Genomic DNA, 24,749 nt, shown 5'->3' with positions numbered 1-24,749 from the left:
GAAATATTCTTTCCCCTGCTCCGGAGGGGCAACCTGTATAAGATAAGAAAAGCGAGGCGCTTGGGAGAGCGCCCCTCCAAACTGAGCCAATGGGAGAGAGAAATGGCCATGTTCAAACAAATTACAGCTGCCTTCCGCCGGGACGTGGTGCTCACCGTGTCTCTGGTGCTGGCGGCGGCCTCCTGCTTCATTGCGCCCCCCAGCGGGGCGTACCTGTCCTATATCGACTTCAACACCCTGATCATTCTGTTCTGCCTTATGCTCATTGTAGAGGGCCTGCGGCGGCAGCGCTTTCTCCAATATGTGGCGGGCCGGGTGCTGGGGCAGGTGGGGACCGTGCGGGGGCTGGTGTGTACGCTGGTATTTTTGTGCTTTGTCAGCAGCATGCTCATCACCAATGACGTGGCCCTCATCACCTTTGTCCCCTTCGGCATTATGGTGCTGGAGATGGCAGACCAGCGGGAGAGGGTGTGCTACACCGTCACCCTGATGACCATTGCTGCCAACCTGGGCAGCATGTTCACCCCCATCGGCAACCCCCAGAACCTGTACCTCTTTTCCCTGGCGGGGCTGGACATCCCGTCCTTCCTTCGCCTCACCGGCCCCTACACTCTGGGGGCGGCGGTGCTGCTGCTGGCGGCCATTTTCTTTGGCTATAAGCAGTCGGAGCTATACATAGAGGTGGGCAAGTCCGACCCGCTGGACAAAAGGGCCATTGCCTTTTTCGGGGTGCTGTTTCTCCTGTGCGTGCTCACCGTGGCCGGTTTCATCCCCCATGAGGCCCTGTTTGTGGTGGTGACCCTGGCTCTGCTGCTGCGCAGCCGGGAACTCTTTGCCGGGGTGGATTACTCCCTCATCTTCACCTTTGTCTTTTTCTTTATTTTCGTGGGCAACCTCAAGCACCTCACCGCCGTGGAGAACTGGATCGCCGGGATGATGGCCGGACACGACCGCCTGGTGGGCGTGCTGGTGAGCCAGGTCATCAGCAACGTCCCCGCCGCCATGCTGCTCTCCGGATACAGCGAGAATTTGCGGGAACTGATCGTAGGGGTGAACCTGGGGGGATTGGGTACCCTCATCGCCTCCATGGCCAGCCTCATCTCCTACAAGCAGGTGGCCAACCGCTACCCCCAGGAGAAGCAGAAGTATCTGCTTTTGTTCACCATCCTCAACGTGGCCTTTTTGGTGCTGCTCTATTGGATTTAAAAAAGTGCCCCGGCTTTCCAACGAAAGCCGGGGTATTTTGCTGCCTTACTTCATATTTTTTGTCAAGCGTATTACCTTTACGGCCAGGACAATACAGAGGATCAGCCCGACAAGTGCGATCACGATGCCGCCCCATGTGTCCCACCAGGTGAGGGTTCGGGTGGCGGTGATGATGGCGGTGGGGCCGTCCGCGCCGCCGATGACGCCGTAGTCTCCAGGGGCAAATAACGGGCTGAATTTTCTCCAATGAATCAGGAAACCGATCAGAGGAATGAGCTGCAGCAGACACATGGCGCCAATGCCCATGAGCAGGGCGGAGAGCAGCTTCAGATACCGCCGGGCGGTGGCCTTCTGGGACCGGTCCATGGCCTGGGAGACCACCTGCTCCGCCTCAGCCACAGGCAGGGCGTCCGCCTCCAGCCGTTCCCCCCGCATAAGCTCCACCAGGGACACCCCCAAAGTCCGGGCCAGGGGCTCCAGCAGCTTCATGTCGGGAAAGCCCTTGCCCGTCTCCCATTTGGACACCGCCTTATCGGTGACATGGAGGGCATCGGCCAGCTCCTTTTGAGTCAGATTGCGTTCTTTTCGCAGCTGGGCCACAAAGGCCCCGAATTGCAGATTGTCCATGAAGATAGCTCCTTTCTGTTGGGGCCATTATGCTCCAAGGAGGGCAAAAATGCAACCTACGAAAAGTAGAGAAGGGGTTTTTGGCTAAAATCTCCCTTCCCGGCACATGCTAACCGGGAACAGGAGGGATTTTTTATGGACGAAACCATTCAGGAGCCGGGGGGAGAGGAGAACCTTCAGCCCATTGTAGACCTGGGCTCCTCTCTGATCCGCACAGACCGGGGAACCATCTATGTGCTTACCATCGTAGGGCAGATCGAGGGCCACCAGCTCCTGCCCCAGAGCAGCAAGAGCACAAAATATGAGCATGTGCTGCCCCTGCTGGCCTCGGTGGAGGGGAGCGACCAGATTGACGGGCTGCTCATTTTGCTCAACAACGGCGGGGGAGACGTGGAGGCGGGCCTTGCCATCTCCGAGCTCATCGCCTCCATGTCAAAGCCCACGGTCTCCCTGGTGCTGGGGGGCAGCCACTCCATCGGCGTACCGCTGGCGGTGTCCGCCAAGGTGTCCTTCATCGCCCCCTCGGCGGCCATGACCATCCATCCGGTGCGCCTCAACGGCCTGGTCATCGGGGTGCCCCAGACCTTCTATTACTTTGAGCGGATCCAGGAGCGCATCCTCCAGTTTGTGACTGCCAACAGTCATGTGAAGCGGGAAGACTTTACACGTCTTATGCTCCAGACCGGAGAACTGGCCGCCGATGTGGGCAGCGTCATCTATGGGGAGGAGGCGGTGGAGCTGGGGCTCATTGACCGGATCGGCGGGCTCTCCGATGCACTGGAGGAACTGCACAACATGATTCGGGAGAAAAAGCAGGGGTAGGGGGGCAGGGCCTCCCTCTCCTCAAGTTGACATAATTTATTCATAAAATACTGGAATTGTTTTCCCCTTTGTGTTAATATAGTAATAGCGTCCATTGAGGCGAACAAACACTTCAAGGGGGATCTGATTTTGACCTACTTAATGTCTGCCGTCCTGGGATTTGTCCAGGGCGTGGCCGAGTTTCTGCCCATCTCCAGTTCCGGGCACCTGACCCTGTTCCAGCACTTCTTCGGCATGGAAGAGCCGGACAATCTGTTCAATATCCTGCTCCACTTCGCCACCCTGCTGGCGGTGTGCATCTATTACTTCCAGGATGTAGTGGAGATGATCGTAGAGTTTTTCCGGGGCGTGGCCTCTCTCTTTTCCCACGACCCCTCACGGGGGAATCCCCCCGAGGCACGGCGGCTGGTGCTGCTGATCATCGTGGGCACGCTGCCTTTGTTTTTGGTGCTGCCCTTTGAGAGCAAGGTAGAGGCCTTTGGCTCCAATCCGATTTTTGTCTGCTGCGCCCTGCTGGTCACCGGCTGCATCCTCTTTTTCTCCGACCGGATGAACCAGGGACGCAAGACCGCCCGGAACGCCACTTTGGTGGATGTGCTGCTGGTGGGCGTGGCCCAGGGCTTTGCCACCATCCCCGGCCTGTCCCGGTCGGGCTGCACCATTTCTGCCGGTATGGCCCGTGGCTTTGACCGGAAGTTTGCCGTGCGCTATTCCTTCCTCATGTCCCTGCCCGCCGTGCTGGGCGCTACGCTGCTGAAGGTCATTAAGACCGTTCAGGCCGCCGAGCCTCTCCCCGAGGGGGCCCTGCCCAAGTATCTGCTGGGCATGGTCATCGCCGGAGTGGTGGGCTATTTCGCCATCGGCCTTGTGAACCTGCTGGCCTCCAAGGGCAAGTTCGGCGCCTTTGCTTACTACTGCTGGGCCGCGGGAGCTGTGTTCCTTGTTCTGACCCTGATGGGCTGGACCCTGGTTCCCGCCGTCTAAGCCTGAATCCGGAAAGGATCGAGAGTTTATGGCATCCACACAAAAGAAAACCGGGGGCAGCCGCGCCAAATCCTCTTCCGGAGGAAAACGGACCGCGGCTTCCTCCCGTGCCAAAAGCGGCAGCCGAAAAAGCCAGCCCGCCTCCAAAAGCCGCCCCTTCCGCCGGGAGCTTGGGGGCGTGGTCTGCTTTCTGCTGGCCATTTTTACCGCCTTTGGCTATTTCAATACCGAGGGGATCTTCATCCATTGGTTCTGTAACCTGGTGAAGGGCCTGTTGGGCTACGGCTTCTGGCTTACGCCCCCTGCACTGCTGCTGGGGGCCTATATTCTGGCCTTCCACCGGGGCAGACCGGTGCGGCTGCGCCTGGTGTGCGCCCTGCTGCTGCCCCTGATTTTCTCCTGCCTGGTCCACGGCCTGTTGGTGGACCCCCTGCCTTGGGACACCAAGCTGTGGGGCACACTGGTGGCCAGCGGAATGGAGCTGAAGTCCGGCGGCAGCCTGGGCGGCGTGATCGCCCAGGGGTTTGTGGCCCTCTTTACCCCCATCGGCGCCACCATCCTTTTTGTGCTGGTGGGCCTGGTGGTGGGCCTGGCCGCCTTCCACCGCACGGTGGGAGATGTAGTGCGCTGGGTCACCGACCGGCCGGAGTATGACTACGAGCCGGAGCCCGAGCCTGCCCCCCGCAGAAGCCGCCGGGAGGAGGTGCGGGAGGAGGCTCCCGCACCCAAGACCGCACGGGCTCCCATCGACATTCCCGTGGACGACGGCCCCCTGGTGGGCCAGGAGCCCCGAAAAGAGGAGAAGCGCGGGTTTTTCAACCGCACCCCTCGGGTGCCTGCCCCCGATCTGCTTCTCCAGCCCAAGGTAAAGCAGGAGCAGCCGCCCCAGCCGGCTTCTCAGCCCGAGCAGCCCGAGCACCTGCCGGAAGCACCCCAGCCCATTCCGGTGGTGCCTCCTGTGACCGCTCCCCCTCCGGGCGAGCCAAAGGTCCCCAGCGCCCCGCTGCGGGAGGAGCCTGCGGTGATCGCCCCGAGCGTGGAGGCTCCTGCCCCTGCCGTCCAGCCCGAGCTGGAAAAGGTCACGAAGGAGGAGGCACGGGCCCAGGCGGCCCAGGTGGCCCAGGACATCCGGCAGACCATGGAACAGGGGGCCGCCCCCTATCAGTACCCGCCCCTGTCCCTGTTGCAGGAGGGGAGCGGCGAAATTGGGGGAGAGGCTCTGGGCGAGCTCAATTCCAACCGCCAGCGCCTTTCCGACACCATCCGCTCCTTCGGCATCGAGGCCAACATCGTCAACGTGGTCCGGGGCCCCTCGGTCACCCGGTACGAGCTGGAGCTGGACCAGGGGGTGCGCCTCAATAAGCTCACCAACCTGGCCGACGACATTGCCCTGGCCCTGGGGGCCACCGGCGTGCGCATCGCCCCCATTCCGGATAAGATTTCCGTGGTGGGCATTGAGGTGCCCAACAAGGTGGTTTCCCCCGTGTCCATCCATGCGGTCATTGGCTCCAATGCCTTTACCGGCAGCAAGTCCAAGATCTCCTTTGCCGTGGGCAAGGACATCAGCGGACAGGCCATTGTGGGGGATATCGGCAAGCTGCCCCACCTGCTCATTGCCGGTACCACCGGCTCCGGTAAGTCGGTGTGTACCAACTCCCTGATCATTTCTCTGCTCTATAAGGCCACTCCCGAAGAGGTACGCCTCATCATGGTGGACCCGAAGATGGTAGAGCTGGGCATTTATAACGGCATTCCCCACCTGCTCATCCCCGTGGTCACCGACCCGAAGAAGGCCGCCGGCGCCCTGCAGTGGGCGGTCACCGAGATGATGAAGCGCTACCGTACCTTCTCTGAGGTGGGGGTGCGCAAGCTGGAGGAGTATAACGCCCTGGCCGCCAAGACCGAGGGCATGGAGAAGATGCCCGCCATCGTGGTGGTCATCGACGAGCTGGCTGACCTCATGCTGGTGGCCGCCAAAGAGGTGGAGGAGTCCATCTGCCGGGTGGCCCAGATGGGCCGTGCCGCCGGCATGCACCTGGTCATCGCCACCCAGCGTCCCTCTGCCGACGTCATTACCGGCCTGATGAAGGCCAATATCCCCAGCCGCATCGCCTTTGCCGTGGCCTCCGCCATGGAGTCCCGGATCATCCTGGACACCCAGGGCGCGGAGAAGCTGGTGGGCCGGGGCGACATGCTCTTTGCCCCTCTGGGCAGCGGAAAGCCCACACGGGTCCAGGGCTGCTTCATCTCCGACGGGGAGGTGGCCTCCGTGGTGGACTTCGTGAAGAAGAACAGCGGCTCGGCCCAGTATGACGATGCCGTCATGGAGGAGATCGAGCACAACGCCTCTGAGAAGGACAAGGGCTCCAAGGGTGTGGGCGGCTCTGCCCCCGAGGATGTGGACAGCGAGTTTGACGAGCTCATCGACGCCGCTGCCGAGGTGGTGGTGGAGACGGGCCAGGCCTCGGTCTCCATGCTCCAGCGGCGGCTGAAGCTGGGCTATGCCCGTGCCGCCCGGCTGGTGGACCAGTTGGAGGAGAAGGGCATTGTGGGCCCCTTTGAGGGCAGCAAGCCCCGGCAGCTGCTCATTACCAAAGAGCAGTGGCAGGAGATGAAATACCGCCAGGGCGGCGGTGTGCCCCCTGGGGCTGGAATTCCCGCAGCGGAGGAGGATACGCCTCCCTTTGATGTGGAGGAAGCCCTGGACCGTTCGGAAGAGGACACACTTTAAGGAATTATTTCATTTCTATTAAATTTTCCTGGAACCTCTTTACAGTCCACACCTTTTGGAGTAGACTAGTCCCAAGGTTTATCTTTGTTGGGAGGTGTTTTTATGGCGGATATGGATTTTACGCGGAAATTCAGCCTGGGAGATCAGCGGGATCTGGAGATCAAGACGATCCTGTCTACGGTGTATCAGGCCCTGCAGGAGAAGGGATATAACCCCATCAACCAGATCGTGGGCTACATTCTTTCCGAGGACCCCACCTATATCACCAACCACAACAACGCCCGTGCCCTCATCCGTAAAGTAGACCGGGACGAGCTGCTCCAGACGCTGGTCAAGTACTATCTCACCCACTAAAGCCCGTCTGCGCACATGCACGACCGTTATGGCCCGCCCTGTGGCGGGCCATTGTGCTGTTTATCATCCAACGAGGGGAGCGATACCCATGAACATACTCATCAGCCACTGCTTTTTGGGAGAGCCCTGCCGCTATGACGGCTGCAGCCGTCTGGACCGCCAGGTCATCGAGCTGCACCGGGCGGGGCACAACCTGATCCCCGTCTGTCCCGAGGTATTGGGCGGACTGGATACCCCCCGTGCCCCGGCGGAGCTCCAGCCGGACGGCCGGGTGGTGAATGAGGACGGGGAGGACGTGACGGAGGCCTACCTGGCCGGGGCAAGGAAGGCCCTGGAAATTGCCCAGGAAAACGGCTGTACCCTGGCGGTGCTCAAGGCCCGTTCCCCCTCCTGCGGCAGCGGGGAGATCTATGACGGCACCTTTACCCATACCCTGGTCCCCGGCTGGGGTGTGACGGCAAAGCTGCTGCGGGAGGCAGGGATCGTCGTCCTAGACGAGGAGAACCTGGACAGCTGCCTGTTTGAGCCCCAGGGGTAAGAAAATCATCGTACTGCACGGCGGACCTCCATTGGGGGTCCGCCCTTTCTTTGCACGCTAGCGCTGAAAAATCCATCGAACCAGGTCACACGATAAAATATTTCCCTGCCTGCCGTCCCGTATGAAAGCACCCGCCGGGGAGATACTGGAAGTACAGTATCACCGGGCGGGAGGTTTTATGTTATGCAGCACAAGGTGGAGATCTGCGGGGTCAACACAGCCAAGCTGAAGGTGCTCAAAAGCGATGAGACCCAGGCCCTGCTCCTGCGGGCCAAGGCCGGGGACCAACAGGCCAGGGAGGAGCTCATTGCCGGGAACCTGCGCCTGGTGCTGTCGGTCATCCAGCGCTTCACCAACCGGGGGGAGAACGCCGACGACCTGTTCCAGGTGGGGTGCATTGGCCTCATTAAGGCCATCGACAACTTCAATACCGACCTCAACGTGAAGTTCTCCACCTACGGCGTGCCCATGATCGTGGGGGAGATCCGCCGCTACCTCCGGGACAACAGCACCATGCGGGTGTCACGGGCCATGCGGGACACGGCCTACAAAGTGCTCCAGGCCAAGGAGAGCTATATGGCCCAGCACCAGAAGGAGCCCACCGTGGAGGAGATCGCCAACATGCTGGACATCCCTCGGGAGGAGGTGGTCTTTGCCCTGGACGCCATTCTGGAACCTGTGTCCCTCTATGAGCCGGTCTATTCGGACAGCGGGGACAACATCTGTGTGATGGACCAGGTGAAGGACACCAAAAATAACGATGAGACCTGGGTGGAGCGCATCGCCTTGAAGGAAGCGGTGGGCCACCTCACCGACCGGGAGCGCAAGATCCTGTCCATGCGGTTCTTTCAGGGAAAGACCCAGATGGAGGTATCTGCAGAGATCGGCATCTCCCAGGCCCAGGTGTCCCGGCTGGAAAAGAATGCCCTGCGTCAGATCCGCAGAGAGATGTAAAAAAGCCGCCCGGCTCTTTTTGGCCGGACGGCTTTTCGTTTGAACGGGAAGAATCTTACGCGGCAGCGGAGGTGCGCACGTCATCCTTGCGCGCTACCCACTCACGCCACATAAAGATACCGAAGAACACCAGGGCCACCACAATGCCCACGGGGTAGGCGATGGAGGTGGACATGTTCAGGCACTCGGGAGCCTGGATGAAGTAGGTCACGGACACAGCGGACATGAAGGTGGCAGGCAGAGCGGCCATCATGCAGGCGATGGGGGGGAAGCCGTTGCGGTGCAGATACACAGCGCCGGCCCACAGGACCATCATAGCCAGGGTCTGGTTGGACCAGGAGAAGTACTTCCACAAGGTGGCGAAATCGCCCCATCTGGTCATCAGTGCGCCCACGCCCAGAACGGGAATGGTGAGCAGCAGACGGTTTTTCCAGTTGTGCTGGTCGATGTGGAACCAGTCGGCCAGGGTCAGGCGGGCGGAACGGAAGGCGGTGTCGCCGGAGGTGATGGGGCAGGCGATGACGCCCAGCAGGGCCAGAACGCCGCCCACAGGGCCCATCATGGTGGAGCAGATCTCCTCTACCACCACGGACTGGCCGCCGGCCAGAGCCTCGTTCAGAGAGCCGACGCTGCCGTAGAAGGTGACGCCGGCGGCGGCCCAGATCAGGGCGATAATACCCTCGGTGACCATGGCGCCGTAGAAGATGGTACGGCCCTCTTTCTCAGAGGTCATGCACCGGGCCACCATGGGGGACTGGGTGGCGTGGAAGCCGGAAATGGCGCCGCAGGCCACGCTGACGAACATCTGAGCCCAGATGGGGGTGTTGGTGGGATGGCCCATGCCCTCCACACCGATGTACTGCCACAGCTCGGGCATCTGAGCGCGGTAGTTGCCGTCAACGAGCATCACACCGGCAATGCCCACGGCCATGATGATGAGGCAGGCGCCAAAGAGGGGATAGAGCTTGCCGATGACCTTGTCAATGGGCAGGAAGGTAGCAATGAAGTAGTAGATCAGCACCACAGCCAGCCAGAAGTTGGCGTCCAGAGTCTCGGGGGTGAGGATGGCCAGCAGCTGGGCGGGGTTTTTGGAGAAGTTGACGCCCACCAGGATCAGCAGGATCACCGAGAAGACACGCATGACCTGCAGCATGAACTTGCCCAGATACTTACCGACGATCTCGGAGATGGAAGCGCCGTCGTGCCGCTCGCTGAGCATGCCGGACAGGTAGTCATGGACGCCGCCGCCCAGGATGGTACCAAAGACGATCCACAGGTACACCCGAGGGCCCCAGCAGGCGCCCGCCAGGGCACCGAAGATGGGCCCCAGGCCCGCGATATTCAAAAGCTGGATCAAAAACAGACGCCAGGTCTTCATGGGGGTGTAGTCCACTCCGTCGGGATGGGCCACTGCGGGGGTCTGGCGGCCGTCCACACAGAAGACCTTCTCAATGAGTTTGCTGTACAGGGCAAAGCCCACCAGCAGCACCACCAGAGAAATCAGGAACGTAATCATTGCTTCGTTTCCTCCTTTTTTCCTCGCTTCTTCCGTTTTTCCTGATAAAGGGCATAAAAAATGCCCCCTGTTTCTCCCTGAAAAGCGAAAGATACAACACGGGGCATTTCACAACCATCGGACTGCCCCCAAAGGCGGCTTTATTATAGCTCCGATTTGGAAAATGTCAAGGTCTTAGGAGGATAAACTTGCAGAATCTTTATCTGATTGGGCGTAATTACCCCAGTGCCACGTCCAAAATCATCATCAGCAGAAATCCGGCCATGACCCCCAGGGTACCGGAGTGGCCCCCCTGGGAGAGGTTGGCTTCGGGGATGAGCTCCTCCACCACCACATAGAGCATGGCTCCGGCGGCAAAGGAGAGAAGCCAGGGGAGCATGGGCTGCACCGTCCCCGCCACCAGTACGGTGATCAGGGCGAAAACGGGCTCCACCAGCCCGGAGGCTGCCCCGATGAGGAAGGCCTTCAACCGGCCCATCCCCTCCTGACGCAGGGGCAGGGAGATGGCTGCCCCCTCGGGGAAGTTCTGGATGCCCACTCCCATGGCCAGGGCGGTGGCGGCGGTGAGCAGGGCGGGGTCCCCGCTCTGGGCGGCCAGGGCAAAGGACACGCCCACGGCCATCCCCTCGGGGATATTATGCAGGGTCACGGCCAGCACCAAAAGGGCGGTGCGGCTGGGGGAGTTGTGTAGGTGGAAGGACTCGGGGGTCAAATGGGGGAGAAGATAATCCATGGCCAGCAGAAACCCGATGCCGAAAACCGAGCCGCCCGCCGCCGGCAGCCAGCCGGGCAGACCCATCTCCTGGGCCTTTTCAATGGCGGGAATGAGCAGGGACCACATACTGGCCGCGATCATCACCCCGGCTGCAAAGCCCAGCATGATCCGGTGCAGGGCGGGGGAGGACCGGTGGCGGAACAAAAAGACCACGGCGGAGCCCAGGGCGGTCATCAAAGCAGTGAACCCAGTCCCGGCGGCGGCCCATAAAAGCGCGTTGAGCACGACAGTTGCTTCCTTTCTGAAAACGGCGGCAGGGGCCGCGGGGCCCCGGCCTGTGCCTTTGCTTCCAGAATAGGCTATGCCCCAGGACAGGGCGGGGTGCATTCTTACAGAAAGGAGAGAAATATTTGGGCCGTCCAGTAGCCGATGGCCATACAGGCGGGGAAGGTGAGCAGCCACACCAGCCCCACCCGTCCGGCCACTGCCCAGCAGGGGCGGCAGCCCCCGGCCCGGCTCACCCCCAGCAGGGCGGCAGTCCGGGTGTGGGTAGTGGAGACGGGCAGCCCCAGCAGGGTGGAGACCAGCAGGCAGGCCATGGTGGCTCCATCCGCCGCAAGCCCCTCCCGCGGGCCGATGTCCACCATGTCCCGGCCCAGGGTGTCAATGATCCTCCGCCCGCCCAGAAGCGTACCCAGGGCCATGCACCCCGCACACAGGCCCATCAGCCACACCGGCGCCGCCCCCATGGCCGCCTCCCCCTGTCCCTGGGCCAGGGCCGAGCCCAGCAGAAAGACCCCCAGAAACTTCTGCCCATCCTGAGCCCCATGGAGAAAGGCAGCTCCGGCCGCTCCGGGAATTTGCGCCAGAAGGAAGGTATGGTCGTTCCACGTTACAGAATCAAGACGCCTCCGGGCCCATTCTCCCGCCCAGAAACCCGCCAGAAGGGACAGCCCCAGCCCCACCAGCACCTTAGCCCAGGCCACCGGGTTAATGCAGGAGAAGCTCCCCTCCAACGCGGCAGCCGCTCCCGAGATCCCGGCCACCAGGGCATGGCTCTCGCTGGTGGGGATGCCCAGGGCCCAGGCCAGCACGGCCCAGAGGACAATGGCCGTCATGGCGGCGCACAGGGCGGTGAGGGCGGCCTTGGTCCCGCCGCCGAAGCGGGCGATGGAGTAGACCGTCTCCGCTACAGAGGCGTTGACCTTCGTGACACAAAAGACCCCTAAAAAGTTGCACCCCGCCGCCAGCAGGGCCGCCCGGCGGAAGGGGAGGGCCCCGGTGACCACCGCGGCGGAGATGGCGTTGGGAGCGTCGGTCCAGCCATTGACCAGCAGCACCCCCAAGAGCAGCACGGTGGTAAGCAGCAGGGCCGGATTTTCCAGCAATTGCAGAAAAAAGGCAGAAAAAGACAGGGGCATGGCTTCACCTCCATGCCCCAGCGTATGAACTTATTCCGCATCATATGTCCGGTGGCCTCCGGGAGGGGGAGCGTGGCGTTCCTTTCTGCCATCACGGGGGGCCGAAGCGGGAACAATGGCCCCAGGGCCGAACTTGGCCCGGATGGCATCCATGGCCCCCTCCAGCTTCTGAAGCTTCTCCCGCTTCTCCTCCTGCTGCCCGGAAAACAGGTTCATCTGGGCCCCCGCCTCCCCGGCGGGAATGAGGTAGATGGCGGTGACGGTGAGGGCCCGGACAGGCTGGTCCATGTTCCAGCAGCTTTCCGCCAGCTCCATGGCCGCCTGACTGAGCTCCCGGCCCAGATCGGTGGGCGAAGATAGGCGCTGCTGACGGCTCAGGTCCCGGAAGGCCGGGTCACGGATCGCAAGGGAAACACCTTGACATTTCATGCCGCACTTGCGAAGGCGGACAGCCACCTGGTCCGAGAGCTGGGCAATGCCCGCCCGGATCTCCTCCCGGCCCTGGAGGTTTCGTGGGAAGGTGTAGCCGTTGCCCACCGACTTGGGCGGGGTGTGCTGGTTGGCGGGAGCCACGGGGGAGGCGTCCAGGCCGTTGGCGAAGTCGTGAAGCTGCACCCCGTTTTTTCCCAGCAGGGTATAGAGGCTCTCCCGGTCAAAGGCAGCCAGATCCCCGATGGTGCGGATGCCGAACTTCTCAAAGGCGCGGGCGGCCGCCCGTCCCACATACAGAAGGTCGGTGACCGGCAGGGGCCAGACCATGGACTTGAAATTTTCCTGGGTAATGACCGTGGTGGCGTCGGGCTTTTTATAGTCGCTGCCCAGCTTGGCAAAGACCTTGTTGAAGGACACCCCTACTGAGATGGTCAGGCCGAAGCGGCTGCGCACCTCATGGCGCAGACGGTTGGCCAGGGCACGGGGGTCGCCGCCGAAGAGGTGGAGGGTGCCCGTCACGTCCAGCCAGCTCTCGTCAATGCCGAAGGGCTCCACCAGGTCGGTATACGCCTGATAGAGGCCGTTGACCTTTTTGGAGAATTCCCGGTACTTGCTGTGGTGGGCAGGGAGGAGGACCAGGTCCGGGCACTTTTTCCGGGCCTGCCAGATGGTTTCGGCGGTCTTGACTCCGAACTTCTTGGCGGGCTCGTTTTTGGCCAGGATGATGCCGTGGCGGCTGTCCGGGTCTCCGCACACCGCCACGGGCAGGTGCCGAAGCTCTGGGTGGGAGAGAAGCTCTACCGAGGCATAAAAGCTATTCAAATCGCAGTGAAAGATGACCCGGTCCATAACGCCGCCCTCCTTCGTTTGGTTCTGAGACTATGATACCCCATTCGCAGCGAAAAGTCAAACCTATGTTCTATAACCAGCCAAAAGAAATGCGGCCCACCGGCCGCGTTTCTTTATTTCATCTCTCCGCCGCAGTGGGGGCAGAATTTACCTGGAACGTAGAGGGCCACATAGCGGTGGCAGAAGGGGCAGCGTATGAGCATAAATTCCAGCAGAATCCCTGCAAAAAAGGTCAGAATTCCGGGGATGTACAGCAGGGAGCGGTCGGTCAGAAAGCCTGCCAGCATGAGCAGGCACCCCAGCAGCATCACGCCGCAGCACAGCCGAAACTTTTTCTTCATGCCTATTCTGCCTCCTGTTCACAGGCCGCAGTCTTGCGCTTGGCCAGGAAGAACCCGGCGCACAGGGCGGTGAAGGGGGCCACGGTGACCAGGCCGAAGGAGCCGATCACCGTATGGATGAGCTCGGCGGCCACATACTTGTAGTTGAAAATATTGGACAGGGGAGTGCCCTGGGCCATAAAGACCATGAGCAGGGCCACATAGCCCCCCGAGTAGGCAAAGAGGAGGGTGGTGGTCATGGTGCCCATGGCGGCCCGGCCCACGTTCATCCCCGACCGGGCGGCCTCCCACCAGCCCAGATCGGGCCGCTTCTCCACCACCTCATATACCGCCGAGGTGATGTCCACGCTCAGGTCCATGATGGCACCGGAGGCGCCGATGAAGATGGAGGCCATGAAGATCCGGGTGAGGTTCAGGTCCTGATATCCGGCATAAAGAAGGCTCTCGGAATAGGACATCACCGCCCCGTGGATCTGGAAGAGGTCGGTAAAGATCATGCCCATGACGCAGGTGACCAGAATGCCCAGGGCGGACCCGGACACCGCGGCGGCACACCGCCGGTCAAAGCCATAGACCAGAGCGATGATCAGCACCGTCAGGGCCAGGGTGATGAAAAGTCCCACCCAGATGGGGTTCCAGTTCTTCAGGTACAGGGGGACCATCACCTTCCAGATCATCAGCACCGTGAGGATGAAGGACAGCACCGCCCGGATTCCGGTCCTCCCGGCAAACAGCACCAGCAGCAGCACAAACATGCCGCCCATCACCAGCTCCCAGGGCATGCGGTAGTGGTCGATCATGGACACGCTGAGCACCTGGTCTCCCTCATAATTGATGCGCACCAGGGCCTTGTCCCCCACGGCGAAGATCTTGTCCTGCTCCAGAGAACCGTTGAGGGTGTTTTTTCCCTCCACGATCTGCCCCTGGAAGGGGCCGCTGAGCACTTCCAGGCGGCAGCGCTGCTCGCCGGAGCGTACAAGGCCGGTGTCGATGACGGTGGAGTCATCGGTTTCCAGCACCAGGGCGGGCCGGATGTCCGACTCCTGAAAGACCACATTGTCTTCATAGCCCGTGGGCAGAACGATCAAAATCAAAGTCAGAAGCAGACACACCCACACCGGGGCGTGGTAGCGCAGGGACTGGGGGGAGAGGGTGAAGTGAGGCATAATGGTCAGGCTCCTTTGGAAGGGGAATGTTCTATATGATTGGGCCCGTCCCGGCCGGAACAGCCGGGGCGGGCCTTGGAAGAGGGAGAATGCTTACTTGACGGCCAGCATTTGAGCCAGCTTGTTGAAGATGTCGGTGTTGTCGTAGTAGCCCTTGAACTGGTCGGCGTTGACGCCATCGGCGAAGACGGCCACGGGCAGGCCGGTGTGGCTGTAGGAGGTGAAGGACACGCCGGACTTGTTGTTGAGGATATGGGTGATGGTCACGGTGAGGGGCTCGTAGGTGCCGTAGGCCACATACTCCGCCTGCTCAGCCATGCCGGTGGCGGTGCCGTTGATGGACTTCTCATAGGCAGTCTTCAGAAGGCCCAGCTCATAGTCGGTGAGCACCAGCCGGTCGCCCGCCTCGCCCTTGGCCTTCAGGCCGAAGAACTTCTCAATGTCGGTGAGAACGGCCTCAAAGGAGGTCTTGTTGGTCTTGTAGGAGGCGACATAGTCGCTGTCGAACTTGGCGAAGGAGATCTTCTGGCTGTCCAGCTGGCTGAGATAGGTGTCGTAGTCGGTGCCGGCAAAGCCGATGGTCAGACCGCCGGTCTCGTGGTCGCCGGTGACCAGAATGAGGGTCTCAGCGGGGTGCTCCTTGGCAAAGTCAATGGCTTCCTGCACCGCGTCGGCCAGGGCCAGGGTGTCGTGGATGGAGGAGGCGGCGTCGTTGGCGTGGCAGGCCCAGTCGATCTTGCCGCCCTCGCACATGAGGAAGAAGCCCTTGTCGTTGTCCAGGACCTCGATGCCCTTTTCCACGTAGTCGGCCAGGGACCACATATCATCGGTGCGGTCCAGCTCATAGGCCATGGCGTCGCCGTCGGCCAGGTGCTCGTCAATGAGGATGACCTTGCCGTTCTCGGCGGTGACCTTCTCGGCCTCGGCCTGGGTCTTTACCACGTCATAGCCGGCCTTCTCGGCCAGGGTGTACAGGTCTGCCTGGTCTCCTTCCGCGCCGGTGGGCTTGAGCAGGCCGCCGCCGGCGAAGTACTCAAAACCGGACTCCACCAGCTCCAGGCCGATGTCATAGTAGTCGTTGCGGCTGGCCTGGTGGGCATAGAAGGCGGCGGGAGTTGCGTGGTTCAGGTTGACGGAGGAGATGACGCCCACCTTCATGCCCAGCTGGTCGTGGACCTTCTCGGTGATGGTCTCATACTCCACGGTGGCGGTCTCGTCCACGTTGATGGAACCGGAGTAGGTCTTGTGGCCGGTGGAGATGGAGGTGGCAGTGGAGGCGGAGTCGGGGGCGAAGGAGTTGGAATCATAGGTGACCGCGGAGCCGGCCACATCAAAGCCCATGGAATTCAGCGCCACGGGGCCGTTGAGCACTGCACCTTGGTTATCATCCAGGCTGGGCTCGGCCAGCTGATAATCCGGGTCGGCCAGAGCGCCCAGGTAATCGGAAGCGGATTGGAACTGGGGGTAGCTCATGCCGTCGCCGATGAACAGGAACACATATTTGGGGGCCTTCAGAGCCGTGGAAGTGGCGCTGAGGGCGGCAGCCTGAACGGGCTGCTGGGTCTGGGCGTCGGTCTGGCTGGCGCTCACATTGCACCCGGCCAGGGCGGTCAGGGCCAGAGCGGTGGCAATGGCCGCAGCGAGAAGCTTTCTCATGGTTTCATTTCCTCCCTAGGTTTTTCGTAGTTTGATTCGCTTGGGACAGCACTATTCTAGGGGGCGTTTGTTAAGTGTGCTACCGGAGTTTTGTGAAACCTGAGTTAAATAGCCCCGAGCTTCCGGGGCATAAAAAAGGCCCGGCGGAACATTCCGCCGGGCCTGCGAGCTCGGGTTTGAGATAATTACATCTCGGTGGTGAGAACCTTCTTCAGGTGAGCGAAGCGGGGCAGAGCGTTCTCCTTGGGGGTGTCCAGCTCGCCCTGGATGAGGGGCAGCACATAGTCGATGAAGGGCTGCTCCACGCCGTTGCCGGCAGCGTTGATCCACTCCAGGGGGACCTTCTTCTCGAAGTTGGCCACGATGTCCAGGGGCTCCAGAGAGATCTGGCAGTCGTACTTGCCGTTCTCACGGGTGCACTGGAAGGCCACCATCTTGTCGGTGACGCCGGACACGGCGGCCTCCACGGCGGCGGAGCCAGCACGCCAGGCCTCTTCCACGTCGGTCTTGGAGGCCAGGTGAGAGCCGCAGCGCTGCAGCAGGGACAGCTCGATGCCCCGGACCTTGGCGCCGGTCTGCTTCTTGATGATGTCGGCCAGCTTCACGGCCAGGCCGCCCAGCTGGGCGTGGCCGAAGCCGTCGGTGGCGGAGGTCTCAGCCTCGGAAACGAAACGGCCGTCGGCGAAGTGGATGCCCTCGGACACGGCCACCATGCACTTGCCGGTCTTCTCGTAGATGGCCTTCACGTCGGCGACGAACTTGTCCATGTCGAAGTCCACCTCGGGCAGGTACACCAGGTCGGGGCCGCAGCCGGTGAGGGAGGCCAGGGCGGCGGAGCCGGCCAGCCAGCCGGCGTGACGGCCCATGATCTCGATGACGGTGACCATGCCGGTGTCATAGACGTGGGCGTCCTGCCAAACCTCAGCGCAGGAGGTGGCGATATACTTGGCGGCGCTGGCAAAGCCGGGGCAGTGGTCGGTGCCGTTCAGGTCGTTGTCAATGGTCTTGGGCACGCCCATGATCCGGCACTCATAGCCCACCTTCTGCATATACTTGGAGATCTTGTTGCAGGTGTCCATAGAGTCGTTGCCGCCGTTGTAGAAAAAGTAGCGGACGTTGTATTTTTTGAAGATTTCCAGGATACGCTTATAATCGGTGTCGTCCTTGTCAGGATCGGCCAGCTTATAACGGCAGGAACCCAGAGCGGAGGAGGGGGTGAACTTCATCAGCTCCAGCTCGGCGGGATCCTCCTGAGACATGTCATAGAGCTTGTCCTCCAGCACGCCCTTGATGCCGTGGGCAGCGCCCAGCACGCGGGTGATGCACTCGGACTTCAGAGCGGTCTGAATGACGCCCTGAGCACTGGCATTGATGACCGCGGTGGGACCGCCAGACTGGCCGATAATACAAGCGCCGGTAAGTTTCTCCATGTTTACTTCCTCCTAAAACAATATGAAATAGTGCTAAAAAGCGATAGGTCAACTTTCTTTTTTAATATAACATGTCCTCTTGTTTTTATCAACTATCAATGGTACAATATGAATCGCAAAAAATATATGAGGAGATGGTAATTATGCCATTGGTCACCACTACCGAAATGTTTAAGAAGGCTTACGACGGCGGTTACGCCATCGGCGCTTTCAACGTCAACAACATGGAGATCGTCCAGGGCATCACTGAGGCTGCCAAGGAGGTCAACGCCCCCCTGATTCTTCAGGTTTCCAAGGGCGCCCGTGCCTATGCCAACCACACCTATCTCGTCAAGCTGGTCGAGGCCGCTATCATCGAGACCGGCCTGCCCATCTGTCTGCATCTGGACCACGGCGACAGCTTTGAGACCTGCAAGAGCTGCATCGACGGCGGCTTTACCTCCGTTATGATCGACGCCTCCTCCAAGCCCTTCGCCGAGAACATTGAAATCACCAAGAAGGTGGTAGAGTACGCCCACGACCACGGCGTGGTGGTCGAGGCCGAGCTGGGCGCTCTGGCCGGCGTGGAGGACGAGGTCAACGTCTCTGCCGAGCAGTCCCACTACACCCGCCCCGAAGAGGTGGAGGAGTTCGTCTCCAAGACCGGCTGTGACTCCCTGGCCATTGCCATCGGCACCAGCCACGGCGCTTACAAGTTCACCGCCGCTCAGTGCACCCGCAATGAGAAGGGCGAGCTGGTTCCCCCGCCCCTGCGCTTCGACATCCTGGACGAGGTCGTCAAGCGTCTGCCCGGCTTCCCCATCGTGCTCCACGGCTCTTCCTCCGTGCCTCAGAACTTCGTGAAGATGATCAACGAGAACGGCGGCAAGATGCCCGACGCTGTGGGTATCCCCGAGGAGCAGCTGCGTCAGGCTGCCCGTGGCGCTGTGTGTAAGATCAACATCGACTCTGACCTGCGCCTGGCCATGACCGGCACCATCCGTCAGTTCTTCACCGAGCACCCCGACAAGTTCGATCCCCGCGAGTACCTCAAGCCCGCCCGTGCCGCCATCAAGGAGCTGGTCAAGCACAAGCTGGTCTACGTTCTGGGCTGCGACGGCAAGGCGTAAGCAACCGTTTTCCCTTAAATTCAAAGGAGCGCTTCGGCGCTCCTTTTTTATATCCTTTTTTCCGCTTGTGCATAGGCTGGCAGGAGAGGAGAGAGGACTATGCCAGACATCAGGCCCTATGACCGTGCTGCCGCCGTAGGCTATGCCCACCAGTGGGCCCATGGCCGGAACCCGGCTTATTACCCCTTCGACCAGATCGGCGGCGACTGCACCAGCTTTGCTTCCCAGTGCCTCTATGCCGGGGCCGGGATTATGAATTTCACGCCAACCTATGGCTGGTACTACCGCAGCCTCCGGGACCGGGCTCCTGCCTGGACGGGGGTGCCTTACTTTTATAATTTTTTGACCCGAACGGCTGCCTCCAAAGGACCTTTTGGTATGAACGCCCCGTTGGACCAGGCGGAGGAGGGGGATTTTGTGCAGCTGCGCTTTGCTCCCGGCGCGCCGTTTACCCACACCCCCGTGGTGGTGGCGGTACTGGGAAAAACCCCGGAAGAAATTTTGGTGGCCGCCCACAGTGAGGACAGTGATTTTCGGCCGCTCAGCTCGTATCCTTATGAATCCCTCCGGCTCATTCATATCCTCGGGGTACGGGGGTAAGTTCGTTGACAGGGGCGCTGCGCCGTCCTATAATAGAACCAGAGAACAGGAGGGAAACGGCGTGCGCCAGCTGAAAAAAGCCTATCTGGAGATCACCAACGTGTGCAATCTCGCCTGCGCGTTCTGCCCTGGAACCCGGCGGGACAAAGGGTTCCTCTCCCCGGAACGCTTCCGTATTCTGGCCGCCCGCCTGCGGCCCCACACCCAGTACCTTTACCTCCATTTGATGGGAGAGCCTCTCCTGCACCCACAGCTCAAGCAGCTGCTGGAGATCTGCGGCGAGCTGAGCTTTCGGACCATGATCACCACCAACGGGACCCTGCTGCCAAAGGTGGGGGAGGTGCTTCTCCAAAGCCCCGCGGTGGAGAAGGTGAGCATTTCTGTACACTCCTTTGAAGGGAATGAAGGGGGCGGGAGCCTGGAATGCTATCTGGGAGACTGCCTGTCCTTTGCAAACGCCGCAAGTCAGGCAGGAAAACGCTGCGCCCTGCGTCTGTGGAATCTGGACGGCGCAGATACCGTGGGGGCCAACCACTGTAACGGGAAAATACTTGCTATGATCGAAGGGGCGTTTCCCCGCCCCTGGAAGGAGGGACGGCGGGGGACCACCCTGGCTCCCAACATCTTTCTGGAGTGGGGGGAGAAGTTCAACTGGCCGGACCTTTCCGCACCGGAGGAGGGGGGAAGGCGGTTTTGCTACGGCTTGCGGGACCAGGTAGGGGTCCTGTGGGACGGAACAGTGGTGCCCTGCTGTCTGGACCACGAGGGGGATGTGCCCCTGGGAAACCTCTTTGACCAGGAGCTGCAGGAAATTTTGGACAGCCCTCGCTCCAGAGCCATCTATGAGGGGTTTTCTCAGGGAATGGCCCAGGAGGAACTGTGCCGGCGGTGTTCCTTTTCCAATCGGTTTCGGTAAAGCGTTTTTACTTGTCAGCAATAGAACAGGAGGGGTTTTATGAAAAAGCTCATGGGCTGGGCGGAGGATTATCTGAAGATTTGTACCTGGAAGGACATGGCGCTGCTCAAGTTCTGTCTGGGGTCCCTGGGGGTGCTCATCGGCCTTCAGGTGCCCAAGCAGCGAAAGAAGCCCGCTGCATGGATCGCGGGGATCATCTTTGTGGTCACCTATGCGGCGGTGATGGGAAAATTTATTGGCACTATCCTGCGCAGCCAGGATGCGCAGCGGGAAGAGGAGTTCTCCTGAGCAAAAAATCAATGCTTAGGGCCGCCCAAATGGGCGGCCCTGCTTTTATGCCTGGACAGAGGTTCTGGGCTGAGGTTTGTCGAAGGCGGGGTTGGTGAGGTAAATGTTCCGGCTGTCCATCTTCTCCTTGCACAGCCGCAGGCATTCACCGAAGCGCTGGAAGTGGACGATCTCCCGTTCCCGGAGGAAGCGGATGGCGTTGTTCACGTCCGGGTCGTCGCTCAGGCGCAGGATGTTGTCGTAGGTGACTCTCGCCTTTTGTTCGGCGGCCATATCTTCCGTAAGGTCAGCGATCACATCCCCGGTGGACTGCATGCCGTCGGCGCTCCAGGGGAAACCGGAGGCGGCGGTGGGATAGATCCCGGTGGTGTGGTCCACGAAGTAGGCGGCGAAGGGAGTGCCTTTGATCTGGTCGGCGGTGAGGTTCCGGGTGAGCTGGTGGACGATAGCCGCCACCATCTCCATGTGGCCCAGCTCCTCGGTGCCGATGTCGGTGAGCAGGCCCTTGGCCTCGGCGTAGGGCATGGCGTAGCGCTGGGACAGATAGCGCATGGAGGCGCCCAGCTCCCCGTCCGGCCCGCCGTACTCCAATAGACTACTATTTTTCTAAGAAGAAATAGTAGTGGATCTCCAAGAGGTTACGGGACTTGGAGAAATAGCAGCACTCTATGGTGTCAGTGGCGGCGGCATGTTTCTGTTCTTTTGTTGCAGTGGGGTTCTGGAGGATCTCCAGGCAGCGGCCAATTCGCTCCTTCATGCTGGCCTCCAGGACAGCTGGATCCTCCGGGGCCTTGAGGGCCTCCATGCGCTGATCCAGCTGAGCTGCCCGCTCATCCAGTTCCGCCTTGGCCTTCTTGTAGCTATCTAGGGTCTCGACGCCGGCAAGGTAGGCTTCCCGCAGGCGGCCCAGTTTCACGCCCAACTGCCTGCGCTGCTCCTCCAGAAGCGACAGCTCGCTCACGTCCGTCTTTTTTCGGCGCATGACTGTATATTGGATGGGTACTGCAGCTTGCCGGTCATACTCCAGGGCGGCCAATAGCATTCCCTCCAGCTTTTCTTCCGTCACGTGCTGGGTACTTTTGCAGCTGCCTCTGACGTAGTTATTGCACTTCCAGTAGCGTGGCCTGGAGAAGATCAGCGTGCCTTTGCAGTCAGCACAGCGCACCAGTCCGGACATCCAGTGCTTCAGCTCCGATACCGGCCGGCCGTGATACTTCCACTTGGCTTTGACCTCGGCCATGCGCCTCTGGGCTTCGTCCCAGAGCTCCTGGGAGATGATGGCTTCATGCTCTCCATCGGCTAGGATAATATTGGGGTTGTCAAATGCCCGGCGGGTCCGGCCGGTTGGGTTCCACCGCATTTTGCCGATATACACCGGGTTTCGCAGGATATACTCTATGGTGCGATTTTCAAATCGGTTGCCCCGGTGCGTTTTGACGCCCATCTCATTAAGCCACTTGGCGATAGGGAAGAGGCCCTGGCCGGATATGAATCGCTCAAAGATGGAGCGTACCAGCGCGGCCTCCTCCGGGACGGGGATCAGCCGATTATGCTCCACCCGGTATCCAAAGGCCGGTGTGCTCTGCAACCCGCCCCGGCGGGCTTTCTCCGTCATGCCCCGCTTGACCTCCTCGGCAAGGTTGACGGAGTAATACTCATCCATGGCTTCAATCATGGCCTCCATAAGGATGGACATTTTGTCATCGGCCAGCGGCTCGCTGATGGAGATGACGTCAATGCCCAGATCCTTGCGCAGCATTGACTTGTAGACGATACTGTCCTCCCGGTTGCGGGCAAATCGGGAGAACTTCCAGAGCAGAATGGCATCAAAAGGCCTGGGCTTACATTTGGCGATGCCGATCATGCGGTTAAACTCCGGGCGCTTCTCCGTGTGTTTGCCGCTGATTCCCTCATCCAGGAAGATGTAGTCCTGGGGAAGAATGTAGCCATGGGAGGCAGCGTACTTTCTGATCTCGACCAGCTGGGCGTCAGGGGAGTATTCCACTTGATCATCGGTGGAGACCCGGATATATGCGGCGGCAATCTTAGGCAGGTTGTCGGGTGTTGCCATTGGGAATCCCCTCCTAAATAAATGGTATAAATGTTCGAATCATTAGGTTTTTTGAAGCCGCCCAGCTGGGGCGGCTTCTTAAGTACAAAATGCTGGTCAGGCTTGACCGCCGGCCTTTGCTTCCTCTCTGGCTGCGGCCTGGCAGTCCTCCAGGGACGACCGGAAAACCTCAAAAACTTGAGGATTTGAAATAGTCAGGGCAAGAAATTTCCCATCGTACATAACGGATAAAAGCCCGTTGGCAAAGGAACAATTTGAAATATTCAGGACGGGAATCGAAGTGGTTTCCTGATCGTTGGCAATGATCAATTTAGATACCGCTACGGCACAGGCACAGAGCTTGCTGCCTTCCTTTGCAAGGAAAGCGGTGACCACCTGAGAATCAGGGGCTACAGCTGCTTCTACTTTGCCAAACAGTTTTCTACACGTGTCCTCAGATTCGCCGCCATTAAATCGGAACTGCTTTGTATAGACCGTCATGACCTCGGCACGAGCCATGTCTCTGGAGGTATAGTCAAATGCTTTTTTGGGGACAGGTTTGGAAGCTGGGGCGGTTTCTGTTTTTTTGATAAGAGAGATAATAGCAAAAAGCGCACAAACAACACACCATGTAGACCAGACAATCAGATCCAGATAAAATCCGCCCATTATGTAGCCAATAACAGCGGCTAAGCCGAAACAGCTCGCAATGGCAATGTCGCCCACTTTGCTTCCCTTGCGTGTTGCAATAGATATAATTCCACCAGCTACCATGAGAAGTGCAACCAAGTAGCCAGCTGTACCGCTTTTGCTACCTACGTCAAAAAGATTGTTTGCAATTTGATCCAGTAGGGAAGCTGCCCTGGATTGATAAACTACAACTCCGCTTAGAACAATGGAAATAATGCCAGATACAATTTTCCACGTTTTCATTCTATTTATCTCCCTTTACTTTTGTGTCCAAGTTGGACACAGACACTTAATTTAAAACAATTTCCAACTTTCCTTTAAGCACTTAATGACACTTTTGACAGGCAGTATATCCAGCTGATACTGCACTGGATAAAGTCATCTGGGATGGGTTACTCATATTACTGCAAGACGATGAGCTATGGTATTTTGTTCCGCTTGCGGATACCCATACCAATGGATCGTATACTTCATTCTCTGTTTCTTCTGTATCTGAAATTAAAGCGTTATAGGTTGTTTTTCCGTTTAACACTGAAATTAGATTGCTGCCCTCATCATCCTGGAGATAAATTACTGCATAGTTTAATCCTAGACCATCTTTTATGGCCATACAAGCTTGCTGTGCTGTTTGCTCTGCGACAGCAGCATCAAAATTATCCTTGGAAACTTGAATACTGACCTCTACTTTATCATTAGCTTTAAGTATATTACTAATCTGATCCGCCTGATATACATCATCAATTAGGCTAATGACAGCGTCATCAGTAAACGTAGCTTCTGGCTCGTCTTGTTGTGCTGAAGCACTGCTGCTTACCCCTTGGTAGGAATCTTTATTTCCGGAAAGTTGAGAAGAATCTGCGTTGTCGCTGCGATTAACAAGAGAAAATACAATTATGGCAGCAAATATGATTACAGCCCAGAACCACCATTTTTGAAAAATAGGCTTCTTTTCTTCTTGCTCTATGGGATTGGAGCGATTGGATTCTTTATTTGTAGTATGCTTATTCGATTTTAAAGATGTTTCTTCAACATATGAAATGCCAGTCCCAGGGATTGATGTAGTTTTTCGAATAGTTCCCTTTGCCGTCTTTGTAATGCGGAATCCCTTTCCTCCTACGCTGTACCCTACTCCAGATTTGCTGAAATTTACACGTAGCGGGCCAAAGTTTACGCTCTTACGAAATCTCAACCCCATAGTTCTATCCTCTCTTTTCACACATGTGTCCAAATTGGACACATTTATTTTTTTATCATATTGCAATTATAAAACAAATGTTCTATAATTGCAATACAATCAAGATTAAGGGGGCGGCGCACATGACAGAGAAAGAAAGTCAATTACTTGTTATCATTC

Annotated in this window: 24 protein-coding genes; 11 read left to right on the top strand and 13 right to left on the bottom strand. The window is 59.3% G+C overall.

Going from position 1 to position 24,749, the window contains the following annotated elements; translation table 11 throughout:
• Positions 1 to 108: 108 nt before the first annotated feature.
• Positions 109 to 1,206, top strand: coding sequence for an SLC13 family permease (locus ACTQ3R_RS02810; protein ID WP_441777883.1), 1,098 nt, complete (start codon positions 109 to 111; stop codon positions 1,204 to 1,206).
• Between the two features lie 45 nt (positions 1,207 to 1,251).
• On the opposite strand, the gene ACTQ3R_RS02805 is transcribed toward ACTQ3R_RS02810, so the two are convergent.
• The gene (locus tag ACTQ3R_RS02805; protein WP_441777882.1) at positions 1,252 to 1,833 is read right to left on the bottom strand and encodes a helix-turn-helix domain-containing protein; all 582 of its coding nucleotides are present in this window, start codon (positions 1,831 to 1,833) and stop codon (positions 1,252 to 1,254) included.
• A gap of 135 nt (positions 1,834 to 1,968) precedes the next feature.
• Between ACTQ3R_RS02805 and ACTQ3R_RS02800 the strand changes: the two genes are divergently transcribed.
• The 6 genes from ACTQ3R_RS02800 to sigG all read left to right on the top strand — a co-directional run bounded on the left by ACTQ3R_RS02800 (position 1,969) and on the right by sigG (position 8,216).
• Positions 1,969 to 2,655, top strand: a complete 687-nt coding sequence (locus tag ACTQ3R_RS02800; RefSeq protein WP_441777881.1) for a ClpP family protease — start codon at positions 1,969 to 1,971, stop codon at positions 2,653 to 2,655.
• 129 nt (positions 2,656 to 2,784) lie between these two features.
• Entirely contained in the window at positions 2,785 to 3,639 is an 855-nt protein-coding gene (locus tag ACTQ3R_RS02795) for an undecaprenyl-diphosphate phosphatase (RefSeq protein WP_441777880.1), read from the top strand.
• A gap of 28 nt (positions 3,640 to 3,667) precedes the next feature.
• Positions 3,668 to 6,370 (top strand): DNA translocase FtsK 4TM domain-containing protein, encoded by a 2,703-nt coding sequence (locus tag ACTQ3R_RS02790; protein ID WP_441777879.1) that lies wholly within the window; start codon positions 3,668 to 3,670, stop codon positions 6,368 to 6,370.
• 102 nt (positions 6,371 to 6,472) lie between these two features.
• The gene (locus ACTQ3R_RS02785) at positions 6,473 to 6,724 is read left to right on the top strand and encodes an IreB family regulatory phosphoprotein (protein ID WP_441777878.1); all 252 of its coding nucleotides are present in this window, start codon (positions 6,473 to 6,475) and stop codon (positions 6,722 to 6,724) included.
• An 88-nt stretch (positions 6,725 to 6,812) separates the two neighbouring features.
• On the top strand, positions 6,813 to 7,262 hold the full coding sequence (locus ACTQ3R_RS02780; protein ID WP_441777877.1) for a DUF523 domain-containing protein: 450 nt from the start codon (positions 6,813 to 6,815) through the stop codon (positions 7,260 to 7,262).
• A 183-nt stretch (positions 7,263 to 7,445) separates the two neighbouring features.
• Positions 7,446 to 8,216 carry an RNA polymerase sporulation sigma factor SigG gene (gene sigG / locus ACTQ3R_RS02775; RefSeq protein WP_441777876.1) on the top strand — a complete coding sequence of 257 codons (771 nt, stop codon included), beginning with the start codon at positions 7,446 to 7,448 and terminating at the stop codon, positions 8,214 to 8,216.
• A 55-nt stretch (positions 8,217 to 8,271) separates the two neighbouring features.
• Here the strand turns inward: sigG and ACTQ3R_RS02770 are convergent, their stop codons facing one another.
• The 8 genes from ACTQ3R_RS02770 to ACTQ3R_RS02735 all read right to left on the bottom strand — a co-directional run bounded on the left by ACTQ3R_RS02770 (position 8,272) and on the right by ACTQ3R_RS02735 (position 17,742).
• The gene (locus ACTQ3R_RS02770; RefSeq protein ID WP_441777875.1) at positions 8,272 to 9,732 is read right to left on the bottom strand and encodes a carbon starvation CstA family protein; all 1,461 of its coding nucleotides are present in this window, start codon (positions 9,730 to 9,732) and stop codon (positions 8,272 to 8,274) included.
• Between the two features lie 217 nt (positions 9,733 to 9,949).
• Positions 9,950 to 10,681 carry a ZIP family metal transporter gene (locus ACTQ3R_RS02765; protein ID WP_441778051.1) on the bottom strand — a complete coding sequence of 244 codons (732 nt, stop codon included), beginning with the start codon at positions 10,679 to 10,681 and terminating at the stop codon, positions 9,950 to 9,952.
• A gap of 155 nt (positions 10,682 to 10,836) precedes the next feature.
• Positions 10,837 to 11,868 carry an anion permease gene (locus tag ACTQ3R_RS02760; RefSeq protein ID WP_441777874.1) on the bottom strand — a complete coding sequence of 344 codons (1,032 nt, stop codon included), beginning with the start codon at positions 11,866 to 11,868 and terminating at the stop codon, positions 10,837 to 10,839.
• Between the two features lie 30 nt (positions 11,869 to 11,898).
• Positions 11,899 to 13,149: a DNA polymerase IV gene (dinB, locus tag ACTQ3R_RS02755; RefSeq protein ID WP_441777873.1), complete on the bottom strand. Its 1,251-nt coding sequence runs from the start codon at positions 13,147 to 13,149 to the stop codon at positions 11,899 to 11,901.
• A 113-nt stretch (positions 13,150 to 13,262) separates the two neighbouring features.
• Positions 13,263 to 13,490, bottom strand: a complete 228-nt coding sequence (locus ACTQ3R_RS02750; RefSeq protein WP_441777872.1) for a hypothetical protein — start codon at positions 13,488 to 13,490, stop codon at positions 13,263 to 13,265.
• A 2-nt stretch (positions 13,491 to 13,492) separates the two neighbouring features.
• On the bottom strand, positions 13,493 to 14,656 hold the full coding sequence (locus ACTQ3R_RS02745) for a YibE/F family protein (RefSeq protein ID WP_441777871.1): 1,164 nt from the start codon (positions 14,654 to 14,656) through the stop codon (positions 13,493 to 13,495).
• Positions 14,657 to 14,749: 93 nt separating this feature from the next.
• Positions 14,750 to 16,312 carry an alkaline phosphatase gene (locus ACTQ3R_RS02740; RefSeq protein WP_441777870.1) on the bottom strand — a complete coding sequence of 521 codons (1,563 nt, stop codon included), beginning with the start codon at positions 16,310 to 16,312 and terminating at the stop codon, positions 14,750 to 14,752.
• Positions 16,313 to 16,497: 185 nt separating this feature from the next.
• Positions 16,498 to 17,742, bottom strand: a complete 1,245-nt coding sequence (locus tag ACTQ3R_RS02735) for a 6-phosphofructokinase (RefSeq protein WP_441777869.1) — start codon at positions 17,740 to 17,742, stop codon at positions 16,498 to 16,500.
• A 143-nt stretch (positions 17,743 to 17,885) separates the two neighbouring features.
• Here ACTQ3R_RS02735 and fba point away from each other — a divergent pair, with 143 nt between their 5' ends.
• The 4 genes from fba to ACTQ3R_RS02715 all read left to right on the top strand — a co-directional run bounded on the left by fba (position 17,886) and on the right by ACTQ3R_RS02715 (position 20,655).
• Entirely contained in the window at positions 17,886 to 18,851 is a 966-nt protein-coding gene (fba, locus tag ACTQ3R_RS02730; protein WP_441777868.1) for a class II fructose-1,6-bisphosphate aldolase, read from the top strand.
• Between the two features lie 99 nt (positions 18,852 to 18,950).
• Positions 18,951 to 19,451 carry an amidase domain-containing protein gene (locus ACTQ3R_RS02725; RefSeq protein WP_441777867.1) on the top strand — a complete coding sequence of 167 codons (501 nt, stop codon included), beginning with the start codon at positions 18,951 to 18,953 and terminating at the stop codon, positions 19,449 to 19,451.
• A 61-nt stretch (positions 19,452 to 19,512) separates the two neighbouring features.
• The gene (locus ACTQ3R_RS02720) at positions 19,513 to 20,367 is read left to right on the top strand and encodes a radical SAM/SPASM domain-containing protein (protein WP_441777866.1); all 855 of its coding nucleotides are present in this window, start codon (positions 19,513 to 19,515) and stop codon (positions 20,365 to 20,367) included.
• Positions 20,368 to 20,406: 39 nt separating this feature from the next.
• The gene (locus tag ACTQ3R_RS02715) at positions 20,407 to 20,655 is read left to right on the top strand and encodes a permease of phosphate ABC transporter (protein WP_441777865.1); all 249 of its coding nucleotides are present in this window, start codon (positions 20,407 to 20,409) and stop codon (positions 20,653 to 20,655) included.
• Positions 20,656 to 20,700: 45 nt separating this feature from the next.
• On the opposite strand, the gene ACTQ3R_RS02710 is transcribed toward ACTQ3R_RS02715, so the two are convergent.
• The 4 genes from ACTQ3R_RS02710 to ACTQ3R_RS02695 all read right to left on the bottom strand — a co-directional run bounded on the left by ACTQ3R_RS02710 (position 20,701) and on the right by ACTQ3R_RS02695 (position 24,590).
• Complete coding sequence (locus tag ACTQ3R_RS02710; protein WP_441777864.1) at positions 20,701 to 21,246, bottom strand: manganese catalase family protein; 546 nt, start codon at positions 21,244 to 21,246, stop codon at positions 20,701 to 20,703.
• Positions 21,247 to 21,253: 7 nt separating this feature from the next.
• A complete protein-coding gene (locus ACTQ3R_RS02705; protein ID WP_441777863.1) occupies positions 21,254 to 22,726 on the bottom strand; it encodes a recombinase family protein in 1,473 nt (490 codons plus the stop codon).
• A gap of 96 nt (positions 22,727 to 22,822) precedes the next feature.
• Positions 22,823 to 23,638 (bottom strand): hypothetical protein, encoded by an 816-nt coding sequence (locus ACTQ3R_RS02700; protein WP_441777862.1) that lies wholly within the window; start codon positions 23,636 to 23,638, stop codon positions 22,823 to 22,825.
• Positions 23,639 to 23,720: 82 nt separating this feature from the next.
• Positions 23,721 to 24,590: a DUF4236 domain-containing protein gene (locus ACTQ3R_RS02695; protein WP_441777861.1), complete on the bottom strand. Its 870-nt coding sequence runs from the start codon at positions 24,588 to 24,590 to the stop codon at positions 23,721 to 23,723.
• Between the last annotated feature and the right edge of the window lie 159 nt (positions 24,591 to 24,749).

Source organism: Lawsonibacter sp. LCP25S3_E2 (assembly GCF_052117285.1).
Taxonomy (GTDB): domain Bacteria; phylum Bacillota; class Clostridia; order Oscillospirales; family Oscillospiraceae; genus Lawsonibacter.
Note: the sequence above shows the minus strand (reverse complement) of the source record. Positions and strands in the feature narration are given on the sequence as shown.